The organism is Streptomyces dryopteridis (genome assembly GCF_049606955.1).
Classification (GTDB): Bacteria; Actinomycetota; Actinomycetes; order Streptomycetales; family Streptomycetaceae; genus Streptomyces.
The window spans coordinates 2,896,739-2,920,909 of sequence record NZ_CP187113.1 but is presented as its reverse complement, the minus strand read 5'-3'; the positions used below and the strand labels follow the sequence as shown (position 1 = coordinate 2,920,909).

Annotated in this window: 18 protein-coding genes; 7 read left to right on the top strand and 11 right to left on the bottom strand. The window is 72.8% G+C overall.

Annotated elements, in window-relative coordinates:
• Positions 1-57: 57 nt before the first annotated feature.
• From rsmG to ACN20G_RS12390, 4 genes are all read left to right on the top strand, one after another.
• Entirely contained in the window at positions 58-825 is a 768-nt protein-coding gene (rsmG, locus tag ACN20G_RS12405; RefSeq protein ID WP_424212814.1) for a 16S rRNA (guanine(527)-N(7))-methyltransferase RsmG, read from the top strand.
• A 254-nt stretch (positions 826-1,079) separates the two neighbouring features.
• Positions 1,080-2,162 (top strand): ParA family protein, encoded by a 1,083-nt coding sequence (locus ACN20G_RS12400; protein ID WP_424212813.1) that lies wholly within the window; start codon positions 1,080-1,082, stop codon positions 2,160-2,162.
• Positions 2,159-3,238 carry a ParB/RepB/Spo0J family partition protein gene (locus tag ACN20G_RS12395; RefSeq protein WP_424212812.1) on the top strand — a complete coding sequence of 360 codons (1,080 nt, stop codon included), beginning with the start codon at positions 2,159-2,161 and terminating at the stop codon, positions 3,236-3,238. Before ACN20G_RS12400 ends, ACN20G_RS12395 begins: the two co-directional genes overlap by 4 nt.
• 80 nt (positions 3,239-3,318) lie before the next feature.
• A complete protein-coding gene (locus tag ACN20G_RS12390; protein WP_424212811.1) occupies positions 3,319-3,936 on the top strand; it encodes an N-acetyltransferase family protein in 618 nt (205 codons plus the stop codon).
• A gap of 69 nt (positions 3,937-4,005) precedes the next feature.
• On the opposite strand, the gene trxA is transcribed toward ACN20G_RS12390, so the two are convergent.
• From trxA to ACN20G_RS12355, 7 genes are all read right to left on the bottom strand, one after another.
• Complete coding sequence (gene trxA, locus ACN20G_RS12385; protein WP_424212810.1) at positions 4,006-4,344, bottom strand: thioredoxin; 339 nt, start codon at positions 4,342-4,344, stop codon at positions 4,006-4,008.
• A 50-nt stretch (positions 4,345-4,394) separates the two neighbouring features.
• Positions 4,395-5,363, bottom strand: coding sequence for a thioredoxin-disulfide reductase (gene trxB / locus ACN20G_RS12380; RefSeq protein WP_424212809.1), 969 nt, complete (start codon positions 5,361-5,363; stop codon positions 4,395-4,397).
• Between the two features lie 137 nt (positions 5,364-5,500).
• Complete coding sequence (locus ACN20G_RS12375; protein WP_424212808.1) at positions 5,501-6,409, bottom strand: zf-HC2 domain-containing protein; 909 nt, start codon at positions 6,407-6,409, stop codon at positions 5,501-5,503.
• Positions 6,406-7,161 carry an RNA polymerase sigma factor SigM gene (gene sigM / locus ACN20G_RS12370; RefSeq protein ID WP_424212807.1) on the bottom strand — a complete coding sequence of 252 codons (756 nt, stop codon included), beginning with the start codon at positions 7,159-7,161 and terminating at the stop codon, positions 6,406-6,408. Before sigM ends, ACN20G_RS12375 begins: the two co-directional genes overlap by 4 nt.
• A 23-nt stretch (positions 7,162-7,184) precedes the next feature.
• Positions 7,185-8,960 carry a protein kinase family protein gene (locus ACN20G_RS12365; RefSeq protein ID WP_424212806.1) on the bottom strand — a complete coding sequence of 592 codons (1,776 nt, stop codon included), beginning with the start codon at positions 8,958-8,960 and terminating at the stop codon, positions 7,185-7,187.
• 117 nt (positions 8,961-9,077) lie between these two features.
• Complete coding sequence (gene murJ / locus ACN20G_RS12360; protein WP_424212805.1) at positions 9,078-11,399, bottom strand: murein biosynthesis integral membrane protein MurJ; 2,322 nt, start codon at positions 11,397-11,399, stop codon at positions 9,078-9,080.
• A 47-nt stretch (positions 11,400-11,446) separates the two neighbouring features.
• Positions 11,447-13,708 (bottom strand): DUF6049 family protein, encoded by a 2,262-nt coding sequence (locus ACN20G_RS12355; RefSeq protein ID WP_424212804.1) that lies wholly within the window; start codon positions 13,706-13,708, stop codon positions 11,447-11,449.
• Positions 13,709-13,918: 210 nt separating this feature from the next.
• Here ACN20G_RS12355 and ACN20G_RS12350 point away from each other — a divergent pair, with 210 nt between their 5' ends.
• The gene (locus ACN20G_RS12350) at positions 13,919-15,385 is read left to right on the top strand and encodes a CCA tRNA nucleotidyltransferase (protein ID WP_424212803.1); all 1,467 of its coding nucleotides are present in this window, start codon (positions 13,919-13,921) and stop codon (positions 15,383-15,385) included.
• Between the two features lie 69 nt (positions 15,386-15,454).
• On the opposite strand, the gene ACN20G_RS12345 is transcribed toward ACN20G_RS12350, so the two are convergent.
• The 3 genes from ACN20G_RS12345 to ACN20G_RS12335 form a co-directional block, all read right to left on the bottom strand.
• Positions 15,455-16,753, bottom strand: coding sequence for an MFS transporter (locus tag ACN20G_RS12345; RefSeq protein ID WP_424212802.1), 1,299 nt, complete (start codon positions 16,751-16,753; stop codon positions 15,455-15,457).
• Positions 16,754-16,903: 150 nt separating this feature from the next.
• Positions 16,904-17,986 (bottom strand): inositol-3-phosphate synthase, encoded by a 1,083-nt coding sequence (locus ACN20G_RS12340; protein ID WP_424212801.1) that lies wholly within the window; start codon positions 17,984-17,986, stop codon positions 16,904-16,906.
• A gap of 49 nt (positions 17,987-18,035) precedes the next feature.
• Positions 18,036-18,638: a helix-turn-helix transcriptional regulator gene (locus ACN20G_RS12335; protein WP_424212800.1), complete on the bottom strand. Its 603-nt coding sequence runs from the start codon at positions 18,636-18,638 to the stop codon at positions 18,036-18,038.
• Between the two features lie 273 nt (positions 18,639-18,911).
• Here ACN20G_RS12335 and ACN20G_RS12330 point away from each other — a divergent pair, with 273 nt between their 5' ends.
• Together ACN20G_RS12330 and ACN20G_RS12325 are read left to right on the top strand one after the other, a co-directional pair.
• Complete coding sequence (locus tag ACN20G_RS12330) at positions 18,912-21,467, top strand: transglycosylase domain-containing protein (protein WP_424212799.1); 2,556 nt, start codon at positions 18,912-18,914, stop codon at positions 21,465-21,467.
• Between the two features lie 113 nt (positions 21,468-21,580).
• The gene (locus ACN20G_RS12325) at positions 21,581-23,062 is read left to right on the top strand and encodes a glycosyltransferase family 87 protein (RefSeq protein ID WP_424212798.1); all 1,482 of its coding nucleotides are present in this window, start codon (positions 21,581-21,583) and stop codon (positions 23,060-23,062) included.
• Between the two features lie 77 nt (positions 23,063-23,139).
• Here ACN20G_RS12325 and ACN20G_RS12320 read toward each other — a convergent pair whose 3' ends face one another.
• On the bottom strand, positions 23,140-24,171 hold the full coding sequence (locus tag ACN20G_RS12320; protein WP_424212797.1) for an alanine racemase: 1,032 nt from the start codon (positions 24,169-24,171) through the stop codon (positions 23,140-23,142).

Sequence of the window (24,171 nt, the reverse complement as noted above, 5' to 3'; positions counted from 1 at the left end):
GATCGGCCCCGTCTGCGCGTCAGGCGGGGCCGAACCTTGTCAGCCCTGAATACGCGAGTGCGGTACGGAAGGACGGATCCCGTGACGGAAGCGGACCAGCTCCCCCCGGAGCCGGAAGGCTCTGAGCTTCCCCCGGCGCCCGAGGTGGCGCGCGAGGTGTTCGGCGACCGGTTCCCGGAGGCCGTCCGCTACGCGGAGCTGCTGGCGGACGCCGGCGTGAAGCGGGGCCTGATCGGCCCCCGCGAGGTGCCCCGCCTGTGGGAGCGGCACGTGCTGAACTGCGCGGTGCTCTCCGAGGCGGTCCCCGAAGGGGTCACCGTCTGCGACGTGGGCTCCGGCGCCGGCCTGCCCGGCATCCCGCTGGCCCTGGCCCGGCCCGATCTGCGGATCACCCTGCTGGAGCCGCTGCTGCGCCGCACCAACTTCCTCCAGGAGGTGGTGGAGCTCCTCGGGCTCGACCACGTCACGGTGGTGCGCGGACGGGCCGAGGAGATGCTCGGCAAGGTGCCCCCGGTGCACGTGGTCACCGCCCGCGCGGTCGCGCCGCTGGACCGGCTGGCCGGCTGGGGCGTCCCGCTGCTGCGCCCCTACGGCGAGATGCTCGCGCTGAAGGGGGACACGGCCGAGGAGGAGCTGGTGGCGGCGAAGGCCGCGCTGAGCAAGCTCGGCGTCGTGGACACCTCGGTGCTGCACGTGGGCGAGGGGATCGTGGACCCGCTCTCCACCGTGGTGCGCGTGGAGGTGGGCGAGAGCCCCGGCGGGGTGCGGTTCGCGGCGAAGCGGGCCAAGGCCGCGCGGGCCGGACGGGTTCGTCGGCGCCGTTGATCCCCCCTGCGGGATGGGCGATTTTGTCCGATGGATGCTGATTTCGGAGTGTCGTGGCGGGCGGTCAGGGCCGCCCGTGCATCGTGTTTCACGTGAAACAGCGCTCTCTGCTCCACGGGATCATCACCCGGGCCCGCATCGTGTCCACCGACCGTCCGCGTCGCGGTGACTCACCCGAACCGGTGAGGGAGTTTTCCACACCGGCCCGTCCGTCCACAGGCGGGCGGGGGCCGCTGGTTCCCGGTGCCACCGGCATGGCAGGCTCTGTCTGTCGAGAGCCCGATGCCGAGGAGAGTGAGACCGTGCGGTCCGACGCCAACCTCGCGGGGCCGATGGCCGAACCGGTCCCCGGCCCCCGCACCACATCCCCCCACGTCGACGCCCCGCGGGACGGCGCGCCGACGGAGGGTCCGAGCAGAACCGCCACCGCGGAGATCCCGACCCCCTCGGTCGGCGAGACGGCCTGGCCGGGGATCGAACTCCCCCGCCCGGACCGGACCCGGACGATGATCGTCGCCAACCAGAAGGGCGGCGTCGGCAAGACCACCACCACGGTCAACATCGCCGCCGCCCTGGCCCAGAACGGGGCCCGGGTGCTGGTCATCGACCTCGACCCGCAGGGCAACGCCTCCACCGCCCTGGGCATCGACCACCACGCCGACGTGCCCTCCATCTACGAGGTGCTGGTCGAGGGACGCCCCCTGATGGAGGTGGTCCAGCCGGTGGTGGACGTGGAGGGCCTGTTCTGCGCCCCCGCCACCATCGACCTGGCCGGCGCCGAGATCGAACTCGTCTCCCTCGTGGCCCGCGAGAGCCGGCTCCAGCGCGCCATCCAGGCATACGAGCAGCCCCTCGACTACATCCTGATCGACTGCCCGCCCTCCCTGGGGCTGCTGACGGTCAACGCCCTCGTCGCCGGCGCCGAGGTGCTCATCCCGATCCAGTGCGAGTACTACGCGCTGGAGGGGCTCGGGCAGCTGCTGCGCAACGTCGAGCTGGTGCGCTCCCACCTCAACCCGCACCTGCACGTCTCCACGATCCTGCTCACCATGTACGACGGCCGCACCCGGCTCGCCTCCCAGGTGGCGGAGGAGGTCCGCAGCCACTTCGGCCAGGAGGTGCTGCGCACCAGCATCCCCCGGTCCGTCCGGATCTCCGAGGCGCCGAGCTACGGCCAGACCGTCCTCACCTACGACCCCTCCTCGACCGGATCCCTCTCCTACCTGGAGGCGGCCCGGGAGATCGCCTTCCGAGGGGCCGGCATCACCTACAACGGCATCCACGCCCACGTGGGCGCGGAGCCCATCGGCTCAGAGAACATCGAGGAGAAGCAGTGAGCGAACGACGCAGGGGTCTGGGGCGGGGTCTCGCGGCACTGATCCCCTCGGCCGGCCAGGAACCCCAAGGGGTGCCCGCCGGGACCACCTTCTCCGCGGGCGTGCCCGCCGAGCGCGGGCCGGCCGCCGCCAAGCTCGCCGGGCTCGGGCAGCGCGAGGCCGCCCGTGACACGGCCGTCCTGCCCGCTCCCGTGCCGGCCCCGGCCGCCGAACCCGAACCGGCCCGGGTGGCCGGGGCCTGGTTCGCCGAGCTGCCGATCAAGGCGATCCGCCCCAACCCGCGCCAGCCGCGCACCGTCTTCGACGAGGAGGACCTCGCCGAGCTGGTGCACTCGGTGCAGGAGGTGGGTCTGCTCCAGCCGATCGTGGTCCGCCCCGCCGGGACGGACGAGGACGGCGAGCCCCGGTACGAGCTGATCATGGGCGAGCGGCGCTGGCGGTCCTGCACGGAGGCCGGCTTCGAGTCCATCCCCGCGATCGTCCGGGAGACCGAGGACGGCAAGCTGCTGCTGGACGCCCTGCTGGAGAACATCCACCGGGCCCAGCTCAACCCGCTGGAGGAGGCCGCCGCGTACGACCAGCTCCTCAAGGACTTCGGGTGCACGCACGAGCGGCTGGCCGACCGGATCGGGCGCTCGCGCTCGCAGGTCACCAACACCCTGCGGCTGCTGAAGCTCTCCCCGCCGGTCCAGCGCCGGGTCTCCTCCGGGGTGCTCAGCGCCGGTCACGCCCGCGCCCTGCTCGGGGTCGCCGACCCGGCCGCGCAGGACCGGCTGGCCCACCGGATCGTGGCCGAGGGCCTCTCGGTGCGCTCCGTGGAGGAGATCGTCGCGCTGATGGACGGGGAGGAGCAGGCCCCCGCGAAGCCGAATCGGCCGCGCGCCGGCAGCCGGGTCGCCCCGGCCCTGAACGACCTGGCCACCCGCCTCTCGGACCGCTTCGAGACCCGGGTCAAGGTGGACCTGGGGCAGAAGAAGGGCAAGATCACCGTCGAGTTCGCCTCGATGGAGGACCTGGAGCGGATCCTCGGCACCCTGGCCCCCGGCGAGGGCCGGGTGCTCAACCCCGAGGGCTGATCCCCCGCTCGCCGTGAGGGCGGGTCGCACCCGGTCGATCACCGGTGCGACCCGCCCTTCGGCCTTGTACGCTGCGAGACATGGGTCGTCGGCTGGTGCCTCTCACGCTGGACAATCTCCCGGACCTGCCGACGCGGTGTCGTTCCTGCGTCTTCTGGGAACTGGACCCGGTCAGCGGCGACGCCGCCGTCACCTGCGGCCGGGCGGAGCCGGAGAAGGAAGCGTGGATCTCCTCGGTGCTCCTGGACTGGGGCTCCTGCGGCCGGGTGGCCTACGTGGACGAGACCCCCGTCGGCTTCGTGCTCTACGCCCCGCCCGCCTACGTGCCGCGGTCCGCCTCCTTCCCCACCGGCCCGATCGCCCCGGACGCCGTGCAGCTGATCACCGGCCGGATCGCTCCGGGGTACCGGGGGCAGGGGCTGGGACGCGTGCTCGCGCAGACGGCCGCCAAGGACCTGGTGCGCCGGGGGTTCCGGGCCGTCGAGGCGTTCGGGGAGGTGCGTCCCAAGGCGGACGGCTGCCTGTGGCCCGCCGACCACCTGGTGGCCGTGGGCTTCAAGACCGTGCGACCCCATCCCGTCCACCCCCGGCTGCGGCTGGAGCTGCGGTCCACGATCTCCTGGAAGGAGGCCGTGGAGCCCGCGCTGGACCGGTTGCTCGGCGGGGCCCGCAAGGAGCCCGTGCCGCATCCGCTGTGAGCGGTCCGAACACGCGGAACGGGGCCGCCTCCCGAGGGAGACGGCCCCGTTTCACGTGAAACAACGCCGTCAGGCGGTGGGGTTCACGTACTCGTCGAGGTCGCGCAGGATCGCGGCCTTCGGCTTGGCGCCCACGATGGTCTTGGCGACCTCGCCACCCTGGTAGACGTTCAGGGTCGGGATGGACATGACCGCGTACTTGGCGGCGGTGCCCGGGTTCTCGTCGATGTTCAGCTTGACGATCTTGATCTTGTCGCCGTGCTCGGCGGCGATGGCCTCGAGCGAGGGCGCGATCTGACGGCACGGGCCGCACCAGGCAGCCCAGAAGTCGACGAGAACGGGCTTGTCGCTGTTGAGGACCTCGGCCTCGAATGTGTCGTCGGTGACTGCCTGGAGAGTGCCGGCCACGGCTGGCTCCTTCGGGTGCGCGGGGTAGGGGTGTGGGGTGGTGCTGGTGGTCAGACCGCGGCGGTCTCGGCCGCCGCGTCGGACGCGTCCGTCAGGGAGGCCAGGAACCGCTCGGCGTCGAGGGCGGCGGAGCACCCGGTGCCGGCGGCCGTGATGGCCTGACGGTAGGTGTGGTCCACCACGTCGCCGGCCGCGAAGACCCCGGTGACGTTGGTGCGGGTGGAGGGGGCCTGGACCTTGAGGTAACCCTCGGCGTCCAGGTCGAGCTGACCCTTGAAGAGCTCGGTCCGCGGGTCGTGGCCCACGGCGATGAACAGCCCGGTCACGGGCAGCTCCCGGGTCTCGCCGGTCTTGGTGTCGCGCAGGGTCAGGCCGCTGAGCTTGCCGTCGCCGTGGATCTCGGCGACCTCGCTGTCCCAGGCGAACTTGATCTTCGGGTCGGCGAAGGCGCGCTCCTGCATCGCCTTGGAGGCGCGCAGGCTGTCGCGGCGGTGCACGATCGTGACGGACTTGGCGAAGCGCGAGAGGAAGGTGGCCTCCTCCATCGCGGTGTCGCCGCCGCCGACCACGGCGATGTCGTGCTCGCGGAAGAAGAAGCCGTCGCAGGTGGCGCACCAGGACACGCCGCGGCCGGAGAGGGTGTCCTCGTTGGCGAGGCCGAGCTTGCGGTGCTGCGAGCCGGTGGTGACGATCACGGCCTTGGCGCGGTGCACGGTGCCGGCGGTGTCGGTCACGGTCTTGATCTCACCGGTGAGGTCCACGGCGACCACGTCGTCCGGGACCAGCTCGGCGCCGAAGCGCTCGGCCTGGGCGCGCATGTTGTCCATGAGCTCGGGGCCCATGATGCCGTCGCGGAAGCCCGGGAAGTTCTCCACCTCGGTGGTGTTCATGAGCGCGCCACCGGCGGTGACGGCACCCTCGAAGACCAGCGGGTTGAGCGAGGCGCGCGCGGTGTACAGGGCGGCGGTGTACCCGGCCGGCCCGGATCCGATGATGATCACGTTACGAACGTCGCTCACGGGTGTGTTCCTCGTCTCTGCGGACTTGCCTGCTGCCTGGGGGGTCGGATCGGCCTGTCACCCCCTCCCAACGGATCCTACGGCGCGAGCATTCCCCGGATCCCCGTGTGGCGTGGGGCACGCCCGATCGGGCGGGGTCAGGGGCGGGGCAGGGTGGCGCGGTGCAGCACGGGGGCGGGCCCGGTGTCGGGGCGGTCCGCGCACCGGGAGTCGATCACCCAGGCGTCGACGCGGGCGCTGTCGCCGGGGTGCGCGAAGACCACCAGCCAGGCCCGGCGGCCCGCCCAACTGCCCGATTCGGCGGCCACCGGGGGGTCGGTGCGACCGGCGCCGGCGAGTACGCAGCCGGGTGCCCCGGTGTCGGTGCCGCCCTGGCCGGCGGCCGCCGAGGGAGTGCTGTCGATGCCGGCCGCGCCCTGGTCGGGGGCGGTGCGCTTCTGCGGGACCAGGGCCTCGGGGGCGGCGGTCAGCAGGTTGCGGACGGTGTCCGGCAGGCTCTCGGCGGAGAAGCCCGCGGCCGCCTCGGCCGCCGCGCGGTCCTGGCGCACGGCCTGGGGGGCCGTGCCGGAGCCCGGGTTCGAGCCGAGGGCCCCCCACAGGACCACGCCGACGAGCCCGGCCGCCGCCGTGCCGAAGAGGGCCAGGCGCGCGGTGCGGCGCCGCCGGGTGCGGCCCGGCCCGCCGGCCGCGACCTCGGGGGCGCGGGGGGCCGTCGTCGGGCGCGGGGCGCGGGGGCCCTCTCCCGAGCGTGTTTCACGTGAAACACGCTCGGCGGCGGGGCGGGGGGCCGTGGCGTCGAGCAGGGCCTCGGCGGCCAGGGCCGCGTCGATCCGGCCGGCGATGTCGGCGGGCATCCGGGGTGGTCCGGGCAGGGTGCCGAGCAGGGCCCGGATCTCGTCGAGGGAATCCCGGACGTCGGCGCACAGGGCGCAGCCGGCGAGGTGCTCGCGGATCTCGGTGGTGCGGGCCGGGGGCAGGAGCCCCTCGGCCAGGTCGGAGATCTCCGAGACGTCCGGGTGTCCGATCGTGCCGGTCGTGGAGGTCACGCTCGTCCACCTCCGCCCTTCACCGTGTCGCTGTCCACCGTGCCGCCGTCCACCGTCGCGCCGCTCGCCCCCGGGTCGTCACCCGTCCCGGTCGCCGGCGTGCGGCCGGCCGTGGGTGGGACGGATGTCCCCGGCGTCCGGTTCCTTCCCCGCTCCGACACCGGGTTATCCACGGCGTCGCCGCGCAGATGAGTGAGGAGCGGCAGGAGTTTCGCGCGCCCCCGCGCGCAGCGGCTCTTGACGGTTCCGGTCGGGGTGTCGAGGACGCGGGCGGCCTCGGCCACCGGCATGCCCTGCATGTCCACGAGCACCAGGGCGGCCCGCTGCTCGGGCGGGAGCAGCCGCAGGGCGGCCAGCAGTTCGCGGTGCAGGTCCTCGCGTTCGGCGGGGGCCTCGGCGGACTCGTGGGGCTCCAGCAGCCGCTCCAGGGCGACCGGGTCGGCGACGGGGTCGGCGCGCCGGGCGGCGGCCTTGCGGGCCCGGTCAAGGCAGGCGTTGACGGTGATCCGGTGCAGCCAGGTGGTGACGGCCGCCTCGCCCCGGTAGGTGTGGGCCGCGCGGTAGGCGGACACCAGGGCGTCCTGGACCGCGTCGGCGGCCTCCTCGGGGTCCCCGAGGGTGCGCAGGGCCACCGCCCACAGGCGGTCCCGGTGCCGGCGCACCAGCTCGCCGAAGGCCCGGCCGTCGCCGGCCACGTGCCGGCGTATCAGCGTGCGGTCGTCTTCCTCGTCGAGGTCGGCGCCCTCGTCCAACGGTGAGCCCCCCTGCCGCGCGGTCAGCCCGTGAAGCCGGTGAACTTCACGTCGGTGATGTACTGCTTGTACCCCGGATCACTGAACTCGGTGTTGCCGGCGTAGGGCATGGCGGTGATCCACAGCACCACGTAGCGGGTCTTGACCGGCTTCTTGGCGTTGAGCGTGAGCGGGCTCGCCTGGGTGGTGGCCGACGCGATCTCCGGCAGCGCCGTGACCGGGCCGCTCGGGGACATGCTCGTGGCCGCGTACAGGGTGCCCGTGGTGTGGTCACCGCCGAACCGGAGCGCTATCGAGGCGCCGGTGACCTCCTGCTCCGATCCGAGGTCGTAGACCAGTCCGACGCCGGGGCGGTAGATCCCCATCTTCGGGCCGTCCACGTAGCTCTTGGACCGCCAGTAGCTGTTCGAGTCCTTGTCGTAGGTGTTGCGGACCCCGTCGGGGTTCTGCGCGGACAGGCCGCCCGGGAGGTACTCGGCGGCGTCCTTGATCGGCAGGGCCACCGGGGTGGGCTTGGTGGTGGCCTTGTCGCTGGTGCTGGTGGACGGGGTGTTGCCGTCGCTGGGGTCGTTGCGGATCAGGACGGTGGCCAGCTGCCAGCTGCCCAGGCCCACGGCGACCACGAGCAGGGCGACCACACCCCACTTGAGGACCTTCCCGGAGGTGCTCTGGAGCGGCGGCGGGGGCGGCACGGGCACGGCGACGGTGGGGCCGCCGATGCCGCCGGGCCTGCCGTGCGCTCCCTGCTGGTAGCCGCCGCGGAAGTCCGGGGTGGGGGAGAAGGCCGGCTCCGGCGGGGCGATCCTGGGCAGCCCGGCGGCCGCCTTCGCCAGCTCCTCCGGGGTGACGCACGGGGGCTCCTGGCGGGAGGCGGTGGCCCCGTCGTTGGCCAGGGCCCGCATCGCGAGTTCGCCCAGCCCCCGGTGGACCCCGGCCCGCACCTGGTCGGGGGCGATCAGGCCGACCCCCTTGGGCAGGCCGGTCAGCCCGTAGGCGTCCTCCTCGTAGGGCCACCGCTGGGTCAGGGACGCGTACAGCAGGGCGCCGATGGCCTCGGTGTCGGTGCGGTGCGGCGCGGGGTCGGTGATGCCGCGCAGGGCCGCGTTCACGGCCAGACCCCGGATGCGGAACTGGCCGGTGGAGGTGCGGAGTATGGCGCTCGGCGTCAGCCGCAGGTGGGACAGGCCCTCGCGGTGCGCGGCGGCCATCGCCTGGGAGACCTGGAGGACGAGCTGGTGGGCCTCGTAGGGCTCCATGGGGCCGGCCGCGAGGACCGCGCCGAGTTCGGTGGCGTCGGGCAGCCACTCGTGGACCACGTAGACCAGCTCGTTCTCCTCGACGGCGTCGAGGACCTGCACGAACCGGGGGTCGGTGAGGAGTGCGGCCGAGCGGGCCGCCGCCAGGACGGACCGGGCCCGGGGGTGGTCGGCCGGCAGCAGGTGGACGCCGACGGCGCGGCGCAGCTTCTCGTCGACGGCCCGCCAGGAGCTGAACCCGTCGAGCCGGGTGACGCACTCCTCCAGCCGGTACCGGCGGGCGAGCTTGTGCCCGCTGTGCGGATCGGGTCCCGAGCCGGTGGGGCCGGTCCGTTTCGCGGGGGCCGCGGCCGGTGCCCGGTCGGCCGGCTCCGGAGTGCCGGCCGCGCCCTCGGCGGGCGCGTCCGGCTCGGTGTTCGCGGTCTCGTCGAGGCCGCCGCTCTTGTCCGCCCCGTCGGCCGTGGCCCGGTCCGCGTCAGCGGTCGGCGGTCGGGTCCCGCCGTTGTCGGCCACGTCGACGGCAGCCGTGCTACGTTCCGCCACCGTCGTCCCTGCCTCCCCATCCGTTGAACGCTCTGGGCCAGTCTGCGAAGCCATGCCAATTGTGCCCACAGTCCGGCACGGCGCACGACACGCGAGGGGGCGTGCGGGGCGCGCGCATCAGCGTCCCAGCCGTCCGCGCACCATCCCGACCATCGAGTTGAGCTCCTCGACCCGCATCCGCTTCGCGGTCACGAGGAACACGCCGGCCAGCAGGATCAGCCCGGCCAGCAGGGCCACCGTCGAGCCGAGCGCGCCGTTGCCCAGGACCCGGGTGAGCCCCCAGGCACCGGCGCCGGCGACCGCCGCGGCCGGTACGCACGCGCCCGCCAGACGGGTGTACGTGCGCCGGACGTGGGCGCCGTCGAGGTCGCCGCCGAGCTTGACGCGCAGCCGCTTCCAGGCCACCCCGACGCCGACCGCGAAGCTCAGCCCGTAGGAGGCGGCCATGCCGACCACGGCCCAGCGGGCGGGGAGCAGGAAGAAGGAGGCGGCCGAGGCCGCCGCGTTGACCGCGGCCACGATGACGGTGTTGTAGAAGGGGGTGCGGGTGTCCTCGTAGGCGTAGAACCCGCGCAGCACCACGTACTGCACGGAGTACGGGATGAGCCCGAGGCCGAAGGCCATCAGCACGTAGCCGATGTTCTGCGCGCCGGAACCGGCGCTGCCGTAGAGCAGGGTCGCCATCGGCACGCCCAGGGCGAGGAACGCGAAGGCGCAGGGCACGATCGCGACGGCCGAGGTGCGCAGCCCGTAGGAGATGTCGTCGCGGACCGCGCCGGCGTCCCCGTCGCTGGCCGAGCGGGAGATCCGGGGCAGGACGGCGGTCATCACGGAGACGGTGATGATGGCCTGCGGCATCTGCCACAGCAGCAGGGCGTAGTTGTAGGCGGTGATGCCGGTGCCCTCGTGGCCCTGGCCCGCGGCCACCGAACCGGCCCAGGTGGCCAGCTGGGTCACGACGACCAGACCGGCCTGGTTGGCCAGCACGAAGAAGAAGGTCCACTTCGCCAGCCGCGCCGCCTTGCCCAGGCCGTGCCCGCGCCAGTCGAAGCGCAGCCGGGGCCGGAAGCCGGTGTCCCGCAGGTACGGGAACATCGCCAGGGCCTGCACCACCAGGCCGAGCAGGGTGCCCAGGCCGAGCAGCCGCAGCCCCTCGGGGGTGACCGTGGTGGCGTCGACGCCGGATTCGGCGGAGGTGCCGAAGGCCCAGATGAACGCGCCGAAGGTGGCGATGACGACGATGTTGTTGAGGACCGGGGTCCACATCATGGCGCCGAAGCGGCCGCGCGCGTTGAGGATCTGCCCGAGGACCACGTGGATCCCCATGAAGAACATGGTCGGCAGGCAGTAGCGGGCGAACGCGACCGCCACCTCCATCTGCCGGGGGTCCGAGGCGATCTTCGGCGACATCATCGTGATGAACACCGGGGCGGCCAGCACACAGACCGCCGTCACCGCCCCGAGCAGCACCACGACCAGGGTCAGCAGGCGGTTGGCGTACGCCTCGCCGCCGTCCGCGTCGTTCTTCATGGCCCGCACGAGCTGCGGGATGAACACGGCGTTCAGCGCGCCGCCGCCCACCAGCACGTAGATCATCGTGGGCAGGGTGTTCGCGACCTGATAGCCGTCGTTGAAGGTGCCCAGGCCGATCGCGGCGGCGATGACCAGGGTCTTCGCGAAGCCGGTGATGCGGGAGACGATCGTGCCCGCGGCCATCAGGGCGCTGGACTTGAGCAGCCCGGCGGCCTTCCCGGCCGGCTTGGTCGGGGCCGGGGCCGCGACCGGCGCGTCCTCGACCCGCGCGGGCCGGGGCACGGCCTGCTGGTCGCGGTACAGGTGCTGGAACGCGTCGCGCTCGGCGGGCTCGGTCTCGCCGGCCCGGGTCACCAGCGCGTCGACCCCCACGAACTCGGTGGTGGTCGCGTGGTCCCCGTAGGGCATCCGACGGGAGGGCCCGTCCGGCTCGGGCGGCGGGGTCTGCGCCCAGATCCGGGGATCGGGGGCGTTCTGCTCGGGCCGCGGGGCGCCGTACAGCGGACCGGCCTCGCGGAAGGTGCCCGGCGGCGGGGGCGGGTGGGAGGCCCGGTCGTACAGGGCCTCCGTCACCGGGTCCTGGGCCGACAGGTCCTGGGAGCGGTAGGGGTCGGGGGCGTAGGCGTCCCGGACGTACGGGTCCGGCTCCGGGGCCGTCGGCGCGCCGGGCGCGGGCCGCGCGGTGCCGGGCAGCGGGCCGCTGCCGTACGGGGTGCCGGGCTGCTGGGTGCCGTCGGGCTGCCGGGGCGCGTCCTCGGGGCCGGTCGGCGGGTACGGGTACGGGCCGGGGTGCGCGGGGGGCGGCGGGACCTGCCCGGGCACCGGAGTGCCCGGGGGCGTGCCGTCCTGCGCGGGCGCCGGGCCACCACCCTGCTGCGCCCGGTCACCGTCGTACGGCGCGTTCATCGAAACCCCACCTCATCGTCCCCAGGCCCGATCGGCCACGGCATCGCTCAACGGTCCACTTTCTCACCCGATCCGGCGGTGCCGGTGCTTTGCGGTCCGGTGTCCGTGCCTTCGTCACTCGGCTGCGTGTCCTCGGAGCCGGCCGCGCGGGCCGCCGCGCGCTTGCGGCTGGCGTACATCTTGATGCCCGCCAGGACGAGGAGCAGTACCCCGCCGCCGATGACGAGCATCACGGTGGAGGTGATCTCGGTGGCCTCGACGGTGAACCGGCGTTCCTTGCCGTAGGGGAGCCCGTCACGGGTGTAGAGCTGCGCGGTGACCTCGACGGGGCCGCTCGCGGTGGCGTTGGCGGAGATCTTCACGGACTGCCGGTGCCCGCCCTGCACGGTGATCTCCTGCTCGACCTCCCCGCTGTCGTCGAACATCAGCCGGGTCGGGTTGGCGGACTTCAGCCGCAGCACGAGCCCGTTCACGTCCTGCACCAGGTTGTTCTCGACGGTGATCGGGATGGTGGCGTTGTGACCCGAGAGGGTGGCGTCCGACTTCGGGATCAGACGCACCCGTTCGGTGAGGGCGACCAGGTGGTCCTGGGACTGCTCCCGGTAGGTGCGGGCCTCGCCGGCCCGGCCGCGCCAGGACGTGGACATCTCGCGGTTGATCGTGTTGCCGAACGGGATGGTGACCCGGCCGGGCTCGGACAGGATCGACTGGAAGTGGTCCAGGGTCCGCTGGGTGGTGCGGATCTGCTCGAAGGCCGTGGTCGGCAGCTCGGTCTCGCGCAGTTCGTCGGGGTAGGAGCCGGTGCCGGGCACGCGGGTCGCGGCCCCCGGGTCGGGCTTGATCCGCGTGACGGTGTCCAGGTCGGCGGGCTTGGTCCAGCGGCCCGCGGCGAGGGTGCCGATCACCTCGGCCATGGTGTGGGCCTGGCTGGCCGTGGGCATCCGCATCGGGGCCACGAGGAAGCCGCGCGGGCCGTCCACCGACTCCAGGTTCATGGCGAGGCTCTGCGCGAGGGCCTGCTGGGCGGCGAGCACGGAGTTCCCGGCGCTGAGCATGTCCCCGTCGAAGGCGGTGGACATCCGCGCGTCGGCGACCACGGCCGTGGTGCCGCCGCCGATCGGCCGGGCGGCGCTGGGGGTGTGGCCCAGGGAGGGGCTCTCCTTGATGCTGTCGCCGCGGGCCAGCACGGCGTGCGCCCCGGCGGAGCCGGCCACGTTGACGATGGCGGGGTCGACGGCGCCCTCGATCGGCCACGAGTAGTCGGTGGACGGGGTCACGTGCAGCACCACCTCGACGGCCTGCTTGGCCTTGTCGGTGGCGGGCCGGAGCTGGCCCAGGCTGCCGGACACGTCCTTGCCGCGGTGGGCGAGGGAGGCCAGGTCGGGGTCGGCGAAGGGCAGCGCGACCACCTTCTTCCCGCGCACCGCGGTTTGCAGGGCGGTGAGCCAGCGGGCCGCGTCCGCCTTGTGCGCCCCCGGCACGGTGCGTCCGTCGGCTCCCTGCACCTCGTACCCCTGCGCCATCGCGTCCACGGTGGCCAGCAGGTCGGGGTCGACGACCCAGGTGACCGGGAGCCGCTCGCCGAGGGCCACCAGTCGCTCCAGCCGGCCCCCCGGGCGGAGCTCGTCGGCGAGGTCCTCGTTGGCGAAGACGGGGGTGCGCACCTCGTCGGAGCGGGTCTGCGCGGTGACGTGCGCGGTGGAGATCAGCGGCCACAGCCAGGCCGTCTCGGAGGTCTTCCCGGAGGTCTCCGGCTGCCAGGGCAGCAGGGTGCGCTCCACGCCGAGCACGCGGGGCGCGGGGCGGTTCGCGGTGCCGCCGGACACGGTCACGCCGATCGGGTAGACCCCGTCCTTGTCCACGGGCAGTTTGGCCACGGGGATCCGCAGGGTGAACTCGCGGCCCGCGCCGGCCGGCACGGCGGGCAGTTCGACGGAGAGGTCCTTGTCCAGGTCCGGGCTCTCCCACCCGCTCCGGGTCCGCTGTTCGCCGGCCGCTTCCACGGCGTCACGGTCCGTGAGCGCCTCGCCGACGCGCAGGCCGATCCGGCCGCCGGTGATGGCCTCCTTGCCCTTGTTCACGATCTGCCCGGAGACGGTCAGGGTGTCCCCCTTCACGGGGGCGCCGGGGGAGAACTCGGAGAGCGAGACGTCGACCGGGTCACCCTGTGCGGCCTGCGCGGGAGCGGCCGGGACCTGCACGACGGAGATCAACACGGGGGTGCCGGCGAGCAGGACGGCGACGCGCCGGAACCACCGGCGGCGGGCAGGGAGGGGGGCTTTCCCCGGGGTGTCTGCCGGTTCCGCCACGCGTTCGTCCGTCCGTCGAAGTGTCAGTGGTCGTCGTTCCTGCGTCCACGCATGGTAACGAGGGGCGCTGTGCGCGAGTGCCGCACGCTGCTCCACATGATCGGGCCGCACGGGTCGGGGCGGTCCGGCGGGGTGTCCCCGGGCGGTCGGGCGGTGCGCGGGGGAAAGCGGGGCGACCGGAGGCGGGCGGGCCACGTACCCTTTTCTGTTGTGCCGAACGCCAACGAACACTCCCCCAGTGCCCTGAGCCAGGTCCAGCGGCGCGCCGTCGACGACCTGCTGCGCCTCGCCCCCGTCGCCGACGAGCTGGGCCGCCGTTTCCGGGCGGCCGGTTTCCGCCTGGCCCTGGTCGGGGGCTCGGTCCGGGACGCGCTCTTGGGTCGGCTCGGCAACGACCTGGACTTCACCACGGACGCGCGTCCGGAGGACGTGCTGCGGATCGTGCGGCCCTGGGCCGACTCGGTCTGGGACGTGGGCATCGCCTTCGGGACCGTGGGCTGCCACCGCAAGGCGGTGGTCGAGGGGGTCGAGAAGACCTTCGAGATCGAGATCACCACCTACCGCTCGGAGTCCTACGACCGGACCTCCCGCAAGCCCGAGGTCTCCTACGGCGACTCCATCGAGGAGGACCTGGTCCGCCGGGACTTCACGGTGAACGCGATGGCGCTGGCCCTGCCGGAGCAGGAGTTCGTCGACCCGCACCACGGCCTGGAGGACCTGGCCGCGCGGGTGCTGCGGACCCCGGGCACCCCCGAGGACTCCTTCTCGGACGACCCGCTGCGGATGATGCGGGCGGCCCGGTTCGCCGCCCAGCTCGACTTCGTGCCGGCCCCCGAGGTGGTGGCCGCGATGACCGACATGGCGGACCGGATCGACATCGTCTCGGCCGAGCGGGTGCAGGCCGAGCTCAACAAGCTGCTGCTCTCCGCCCACCCCCGGGTGGGTCTCGCGCTGCTCGTCGACACCGGCCTGGCCGCCCGGGTGCTGCCCGAGCTGCCCGCGCTGCGCCTGGAGAGCGACGAGCACCACCGGCACAAGGACGTCTACGACCACTCCCTGATCGTGCTGGAGCAGGCGATCGACCTGGAGGAGGACGGCCCGGACCTGGTGCTGCGGCTCGCGGCCCTGCTGCACGACATCGGCAAGCCGCGCACCCGCCGGTTCGAGGGCGACGGCCGGGTCTCCTTCCACCACCACGAGGTGGTGGGCGCGAAGATGACCAAGAAGCGGCTGACGGCGCTGAAGTACTCCAACGAGATGATCCGCGACGTCTCGCGCCTGGTCGAGCTGCACCTGCGCTTCCACGGCTACGGCGCGGGCGAGTGGACCGACTCCGCCGTCCGCCGGTACGTCCGGGACGCCGGTCCCCTGCTCTCCCGGCTGCACAAGCTGACCCGGTCCGACTGCACCACCCGCAACAAGCGCAAGGCATCCGCGCTCTCCCGCGCCTACGACGGGCTGGAGGAGCGGATCGCCGTGCTCCAGGAGCAGGAGGAGCTGGACTCGATCCGGCCCGACCTCGACGGCAACCGCATCATGGAGGTCCTGGGCGTGGGCCCCGGCCCCGTGATCGGCAAGGCGTACGCCTTCCTGCTGGAGCTGCGGCTGGAGAACGGCCCGATGGCGCCCGAGGCCGCCGAAGCGGCGCTGAAGGAGTGGTGGGCGACCCAGGGCTGAGGGCACGAGGCGCTTGTTTCACGTGAAACAGGCGGCGGCGCGGCCCCGTGTTTCACGTGAAACACGGGCTCACGCGGCCCCTGTCTCACGGGGCACCGTTGTCCGTGCGGCGCGTTCGGCCCGGGCCATGCCGAGGGCGGTGGCCGCGTAGATCACCGCGACGAAGAGCACCAGGACCGCCGAGCGCCCGTCCACCGGCAGCATCAGGGCGGAGACGGCGGCGGCGCCGACGAAGGCCACGTTGAAGAGCACGTCGTACACGGAGAAGACCCGGCCCCGGTAGTCGTCGTCCACGCGGAACTGGACCTCGGAGTCGGTGGCGATCTTGGCGCCCTGGGTGACCAGGCCCAGCAGGAACGCGGCCGGGAGGATCGGTCCGGGGGCGAAGAAGAGGCCGAGGGCCGGCACCAGCACGGCCGCCGCGGCCGCGAGCCGGGCGATCCACCCGCCGGTGCCCCAGCGGTTCACGGCGGCCGGGGTGACGATCGCGGCGGCGAGGAACCCGGCGCCGGAGATCCCGACGACCACCCCGAGCAGCGCCAGCCCGTCGCTGCCCCCGTCGCCCCAGGCGTACCGGCAGAGCATCAGCAGCATGACCGTCAGGGCCCCGTACGCGAAGCGCATCAGCGTCATGGCGGTGAGGGCGCGGGCGGCCGGCCGCCGGGCCGCGAGGTGCCGCAGGCCCTCGACCATGCCGCGCGCGGTGAGCGCGACCCCCTCGACCAGGGCCGGGTGCCGGTGCTCGGGTCCGTGGTCGGGCCCGAGCAGGTCCACCGCCAGCCGCAGCGAGAGCAGTCCGGCGCCCAGGTAGAGCAGGGCGCCGAGCAGCACCACCCAGGCCCCGGAGTCGGCGCCGAGCAGGGGCAGCAGGAAGGCGAGGCCGCCGCCGGCGGTGGCCGCGAGGGTGCCGGCGGTGGGGGAGAGGGCGTTGGCGCTGACCAGCCGTTCGGCGGGCACCACCCGGGGCAGCGAGGCCGCGAGCCCGGCCAGCACGAAGCGGTTCACGGCCGTGACGCAGAGGGCGGAGGCGTAGAACAGCCAGTCCGGCACGTGGGAGACGATCAGCACGGCGGTCACGCAGGCCAGCGCGGCCCGCAGCAGGTTGCCGTGCAGGAAGACCTGGCGCCGCCGCCAGCGGTCGAGCAGGACCCCGGCGAAGGGGCCGATCAGGGAGTACGGCAGCAGCAGCACGGCCATCGCGGAGGCGATCGCGCCCGGCGAGGTCTGCTTCTCGGGGGAGAACACCACGTAGGTGGCCAGCGCCACCTGGAAGACCCCGTCGGCCGCCTGGGAGAGCAGCCGGACCCCGAGCAGGTTCCTGAAGTCCCGCAGTCGCGCCAACGCGCGCAGGTCACCGACGACAGCCATGAGGGAAAGGTTCACACACGCGGAGGGTCCCCGGACAGTTCGTCCGGGGACCCTCCGCGAAACAACCGGCGAAGAACCCTTGGTCGGGGCGGCTTCGCGGTCCCCGTCCGGCGCGCGCCCGGGTGCTCGGGCGCGGGGACGGGGAGGGGATCAGCGCTCGACCTCGCCCTTGATGAACTTCTCGACGTTGGCGAACGCCTCGTCGTCGAAGTACTGCACCGGCGGGGACTTCATGAAGTAGCTGGACGCCGAGAGGATCGGGCCGCCGATGCCGCGGTCCTTGGCGATCTTCGCGGCGCGCACCGCGTCGATGATCACGCCGGCGGAGTTCGGGGAGTCCCAGACCTCCAGCTTGTACTCCAGGTTCAGCGGGACGTCGCCGAAGGCGCGGCCTTCGAGGCGGACGTAGGCCCACTTGCGGTCGTCGAGCCAGGCCACGTAGTCCGAGGGACCGATGTGGACGTTCTTCTCGCCCAGGTCGCGGTCGGGGATCTGCGAGGTGACGGCCTGGGTCTTGGAGACCTTCTTGGACTCCAGGCGCTCGCGCTCCAGCATGTTCTTGAAGTCCATGTTGCCGCCCACGTTGAGCTGCATGGTGCGCTCCAGGCGGACGCCGCGGTCCTCGAACAGCTTGGCCATCACGCGGTGCGTGATGGTCGCGCCGACCTGCGACTTGATGTCGTCGCCGACGATCGGGACACCGGCCTCGGTGAACTTGTCGGCCCACTCCTTGGTGCCCGCGATGAACACCGGGAGGGCGTTGACGAAGGCGACCTTGGCGTCGATGGCGCACTGGGCGTAGAACTTCGCCGCGTCCTCGGACCCGACGGGCAGGTAGCAGACGAGGACGTCCACGCGCTGGTCCTTGAGGACCCGCACGATGTCGACGGGGGTCTCCTCGGACTCCTCGATGGTCTGGCGGTAGTACTTGCCCAGGCCGTCCAGGGTGTGGCCGCGCTGCACGGTCACGCCGGTGGTGGGGACGTCGCAGATCTTGATGGTGTTGTTCTCGCTGGCGCCGATGGCGTCCGCGAGATCCAGACCGACCTTCTTGGCGTCCACGTCGAAGGCGGCGACGAACTCGACGTCACCCACGTGGTAGTCGCCGAACTGGACGTGCATCAGGCCGGGGACCTTGCCGGCCGGATCGGCGTCCTTGTAGTACTCGACGCCCTGCACCAGCGAGGCGGCGCAGTTGCCCACGCCGACGATGGCTACGCGAACCGAACCCATTTCGGTTGCTCCCTGTTCGTTCTCACGAGACCACGCGGCAGGCGCGGTCTCAATTTGCGGTTTCGTCGGACGGGCCGGGCTTTCGCCGATCGTGGCCGGCCCGCTCGCTCTCGATGAGCTCGTTCAACCAGCGCACCTCGCGCTCCACCGACTCCATGCCGTGGCGCTGGAGTTCGAGGGTGTAGTCGTCGAGTCGCTCCCGGGTTCGGGCGAGGGAGGCGCGCATCTTCTCCAGGCGTTCCTCCAGTCGACTGCGACGCCCTTCCAGCACCCTCATGCGCACCTCGCGTTCGGTCTGACCGAAGAACGCGAACCGGGCGGCGAAAGACTCGTCCTCCCAGGTGTCGGGGCCGGTGTGGGAGAGCAGCTCCTCGAAGTGCTCCTTCCCCGCTGCCGTCAACCGGTAGACGATCTTGGCCCGGCGCCCCGCGAGTGACGCGGCGAGCGCGTCCTCGGGGGCGTTTCCCGGTTCCTCGATCAACCATCCGTTGGCGACCAGGGTCTTGAGGCAGGGGTAGAGCGTCCCGTAGCTGAACGCACGGAACACCCCCAGCGACGTGTTGAGCCGCTTGCGCAGCTCGTAGCCGTGCATGGGGGATTCGCGAAGCAGGCCGAGGACGGCGAACTCGAGGATGCCTGAGCGTCTGCTCACTCGTCCGTTCCCCCTCCGTCCCGAGTCATTGTGTCGAGCTGATGTATCGACTCGATACATCCAGACGATAGAACGGGCCGCCGCACGCGACAAGGGATGGGGCGGTGACCGGCGTCACATCACCGGTTCGCAGCAGTCGGGATGCCTGATTCAGGGTGAATTTCGAGCGTGACCGACATGTGACCGTGCGTAGTCTGTGCGCCATGACACGGGGGAACCGGAATTCCAAGGCCGCGATCAGGTCTTGCGCCTGCCCGAGGAGTTGGTCGTTCGATGAGCGAGCACCGTCGCAAACCGTCGCAGTCCCGGGAGGGCGGCCGTGCGGCGTCCCGACGGGCGGATCGGCAGCGTCCCGGCCGGGGCGCGGGTGCGGGCGGACCGGGCGCGAACCCGGGCGCCGGGCCCGCCGGGGGAGGCCGGGCCGAGGCCCGGCGAGCCGCCGCGCGGCGCGGAAACGGAGGCCGCGGCCGGAGCAGGGGCGCGGACTCCGGACGGATGATCGACTACCCGCGGGCCGGCCGGGACGGGTGGCGGCGGTTCGTGCCCTCGTGGCGGCTGGTGTGCGGCACCGTCCTCGGCTTTCTCACCGCGCTGATCCTGGGCACCGGCATCGGCGTGGCCGTGGTCGGCTACCCCGACGCCAACAAGACCTCGGAGGCCCAGAACAACGTGTTCTTCTGGGCCGACGGCAGCCAGATGGTGGCCACCGGAGGCACCGTCAACCGGCAGATCGTGGGCATCGAACGGATCCCGAAGTCCATGCGCAACGCCGTCATCGCGGCCGAGAACGTGACCTTCGAGACGGACAAGGGCATCGACCCCACCGGCATCGCCCGCGCCGTGGTCAACATGGCCAAGGGCGGCTCCACCCAGGGCGGGTCCACCATCACCCAGCAGTACGTGAAGAACACCTTCCTGACCGCCGACCAGACCCTCAAGCGCAAGGTCACCGAGCTGCTGATCTCCATCAAGCTCGGGCTGACCGGAGACAAGAACACCATCCTCGCCGGCTACCTCAACACGGCCTACTACGGGCGCGACGCGTACGGCATCCAGGCCGCCGCCCGCGCCTACTTCGGCAAGGACTGCCAGGACCTCAACCCCTCCGAGAGCGCCTTCCTCGCGGCCATGCTCAAGGGCCCCAACCTGTACAACCCCGACGGTGGCATCGGCGACAACGCCACCCCCGAGCAGAACACGATCCGGGCCAAGAAGCGCTGGGCCTGGGTGCTCGACCGCGAGGTGCTGGTGGGCCGGCTGGAGCAGAGCGAACGGGACCGCTACCGCACCTTCCCGGCCCTGGTGGACTCCGCGCAGGCCCGCTCGCTGTCCGGGCAGATCGGCTACCTGGTGGACACCGCGAAGAGCTACGTGCTCAAGACCGCCGACCTCCAGGCCGAGGAACTGGCCAAGGGCGGGTTCCAGATCCACACCACCTTCGACAAGGCGAAGGTGGAGGCGCTGAGCACGGCCGTGCAGGAGAGCCGCGAGGCATTCCTGGACGAGGAGAAGCGGCCCGCGCACGACACCCACGTGCAGGTGGGCGCGGCCTCCGTGGACGTGGAGAGCGGGGCCATCGTGGCCCTGTACGGCGGCCCCGGATTCGACAAGAAGTACTTCAACAACAACGCCAACACCGCCGGGGTGCCGGTCGGGTCCACGTGGAAGCCCTTCGTGCTGGCCGCCGCCTTCCGCTACGGCACCCAGCACTCCGACGGCGAACCCCTCTCCCCGGCCAGCAAGTACAACGGCAACGACCTCGCCGTCATCGACAACCGCGAGGGCCAGCCGCTGCTCGACAGCAAGGGCCGGCCGTTCCGGCAGAAGAACGAGAGCGACAAGCCCTACGGCTACGTCACCCTCACGGAGGCGATGGAGAAGTCCATCAACACCCCCTTCGCCCAGCTCGTCTTCGACGTGGGCCACGACAAGGTCCGCGAGCTCGCCGAGTCCACCGGCATCCTCAAGGACTCGATGAACCCGAATAACGACGCCTCCTTCGCCCTGGGCACCTCCACCCCCAGCGCGATCCGGATGGCCGACTCCTACGCCACCTTCGCGGCCTCCGGCTCCCACCACGACCCCTTCTCCGTCACCAAGGTGCTCAAGGACGGCAAGGAGCTGCCCGGGTTCGAGGCCCCGGAGGCGGAGCGCGCGATGGACAACACCGTCGCCGACAACGTCACCGACGTGCTGCGCAAGGTGGTCACGGAGGGCACCGGCACCAAGGCCGCCAAGCTCGGCCGTCCGGCCGCCGGCAAGACCGGCACCACCGACCAGAACAAGTCGGCCTGGTTCGTCGGCTACACCCCGGAGCTGTCCACCGCCGTCGCCCTGTTCCGCAACAACCCGAACTCCCCGGCCCGCGAGCTGATGTCGATGAACGGCACCGGCGGCATCGACTCCATCCACGGCGGCGACATCCCGGCCGTCATCTGGACCCGCTACATGAAGGCCGCCCTGGACGGCCGACCGGTCCGGCAGTTCCCGCCCGCCGAACCCCTCGGCGTGGTCGCCGACGCCGCCGGCGCCCCGACCCCGGAGCCCTCCGCGCCGGCCTCCGCCTCCCCCTCGCCCTCCGAGTCGGCGCCCTCCCCCAGCGCCTCCCCGTCCGGTTCGGCCTCCCCCGGGGCCGCGCCCACCTGCAAGCCGTGGGACCTGTACTGCGACCCGGGGCAGGAGCCGGCCGAGGGCACGGGCGGCGCCCCGGGCACCCCGGGCGGCGGCCCGGCGGGCGAGGGCGGCCCCACGCCGGGGCCGATGCCCACCGAGCCCGGCTCCCGGCCCGGCCGGGGCGGGCTGTTGGGCGGTGAGTCCGACCGCCGGTGACCCTGTTCCCGGCCCCGAGGGCCGTCGCACCTCCCCCGGGGGCGCGGCGGCCCTCGCCCGTCGCGGCGTCCGTCTCCGCGCCCGTTCCGGGCCCGGTACGGCAGGATGAGCGCATGACGAAGGCGCGCCTGGAGGACCCCGTATCGCCGACCCGCCGTGACGAGGTCGCGGCCGCGGGCAGCGAGCTGATCGGCGGTCCGTGGGGCCGCTTCGCGCGGCCGGGGGGCCACTGGTGGCACCCGGTGCGGGTGATCGCGCTGGTCGCGATCGGCATGTTCGCCCTGGGGATGGCGCAGAAGCTGCCCTGTTACGACTGGGCCTGGTTCCGGGGCGCCACCTCGCAGTACGTGCACGCCTGCTACTCCGACATCCCGCACCTGTACGCCGCGCGGGGCTTCGCCGACGGGCTGGTGCCGTACCTCGACGCGCTGCCCGGGGAGATGCGCTACCTGGAGTACCCGGTGCTGACCGGGGCCTTCATGCAGATCGCCTCCTGGATGACCCCCGGCGGCGGCACGACGATGCACCGCGAGCAGGTGTACTGGCTGGTCAACGCCGGGATGCTGCTGGTGTGCGCGGTGGTCGTGGCGGTCTGTACGGCCCGCACCCACCGGCGCCGGCCCTGGGACGGGCTGATGGTGGCCTTGGCGCCCGCCGCGGCCCTGACCGCGACCGTGAACTGGGACCTGTTGGCCGTGGCCCTGACCGCCGCCGCCGTCCTGATGTGGTCCCGGGGGCGGGCCCTGGCCTTCGGCGTGCTGATCGGGCTGGCCACCGCCGCGAAGCTCTACCCGGTGCTGCTGCTCGGCCCCCTGCTGGTGCTCTGCCTGCGGGCCGGCGCCCGGCGGGAGGCGGGCCGGGCGCTGCTGGGCGCGGCCGGGGCCTGGCTGCTGGTGAACGTGCCGGTCATGCTGGTGGCCTGGGAGGGGTGGACGAAGTTCTACACCTTCAGCCAGGAGCGCGGGATCGACTTCGGCTCGGTCTGGCTGCTGATCTCACAGCGCACCGGCAACCCGCTGGACGGCGCGAACACCTACGCCACCGTGCTGATGCTGCTGCTCTGCGCGGGGCTGGCGGTCCTCGTGCTGAAGGCGCCGCGCCGGCCCCGGTTCGCGCAGGTCGCGTTCCTGGTGGTGGCCGCGTTCGTGCTCACCAACAAGGTCTACTCCCCGCAGTACGTGCTGTGGCTGATCCCGCTGGCCGTGCTGGCCCGGCCGCGCTGGCGGGACTTCCTGATCTGGCAGGCGGCCGAGGTCTGCTACTTCCTCGGCATCTGGATGTACCTGGCGTACACCGGCAACGGGGACAAGCACCAGGGCCTGCCGGTGGAGGGCTACCAGGTGGCGATCCTCGCGCACCTGCTGGGCACGGCCTGGTTGTGCGCGGTGGTGATCCGGGACGTGCTGCGACCCGATCGGGACCCGGTGCGCCGGGACGGTTCGGACGACCCGAGCGGCGGGGTGCTGGACGGGGCGCCCGACGCGTTGTCCTGGGCGGGCCGGGGGCCCGGGGCGGCCGACGAGCCGGACACGGAGGGCGAGCGGGGCCGGCGGGTCAGCTGGGGTGCCCCGTCCCGCGACGAGGGCCCGGTCTGAGCCCGCGGCACGGATGCGCCCCGGCCCCCGCACCGTCGTGGTGCGGGGGCCGGGTTCGTGTGGGGCCCGCGCGGGGCTCAGGCGTCGAGGACGCGGTCGAACTGGGTGGTGGTGTGCCGCAGGTGGGCCACCAGCTCGTCGCCGACCCGGGGCTCGGCGGCGTCCGAGGGCACGAACACGATGGAGACCTGCATGTGCGGGGGCTCGGCGAACCAGCGCTGCTTGCCGTCCCAGACGAAGGGCGACAGGTTGCGGTTGACGGTGGCCAGGCCCGCGCGGGCCACGCCCTTGGCCCGGGGCATCACGCCGTGCAGGGCCTTGGGGGACTCCAGGCCGACCCCGTGCGAGGTGCCGCCGGCGACCACCACGAGCCAGCCGTCGGAGGCGGCCTTCTGCTGCCGGTAGCCGAAGCGGTCGCCCTTGGCGACCCGGGTGACGTCGAGGACGGCGCCCCGGTACTGGGTGGACTCGTGGTCGCCGAGCCACAGCCGGGTGCCGATCCGGGCCCGGAACCGGGTCTGCGGGAACTGCTGCTGGAGCCGGGCCAGTTCCTCGGCCCGCAGGTGGCTCACGAACATGCTGTGCAGCGGCAGTCGGGCCGCGCGCAGCCGCTCCATCCAGGCGATGACCTCCTCGACGGCGTCGGAGCCGTCGGGCCGGTCCAGCGGCAGGTGCAGGGCGAAGCCCTCCAGCCGCACGTCCTCCAGGGCGGAGTGCAGCAGCGGCAGGTCCTGCTCGGAGATGCCGTGCCGGCGCATGGTGCTCATGCACTCGATGACGACGCGGGCGCCGACCAGCCCGCGGACCCCGTCCACGGAGGAGACGGAGCGGATCACGCGGTCGGGCAGCGGGATGGGCTCCTCGCCGCGCCGGAAGGGGGTGAGGACGAGCAGGTCCCCGCCGAACAGGTCCTTGATCTTCGCGGCCTCGTAGGTGGTGCCGACGGCCAGGACGTCGGCGCCCATCAGGGTCGCCTCCTCGCAGAGCCGCTCGTGGCCGAAGCCGTAGCCGTTGCCCTTGCAGACCGGGATGATCCCGGGGAACTGGTCGAGGACGTGCTTCTGGTGCGCACGCCAGCGCGCGGTGTCGACGTAGAGCGTGAGCGCCAT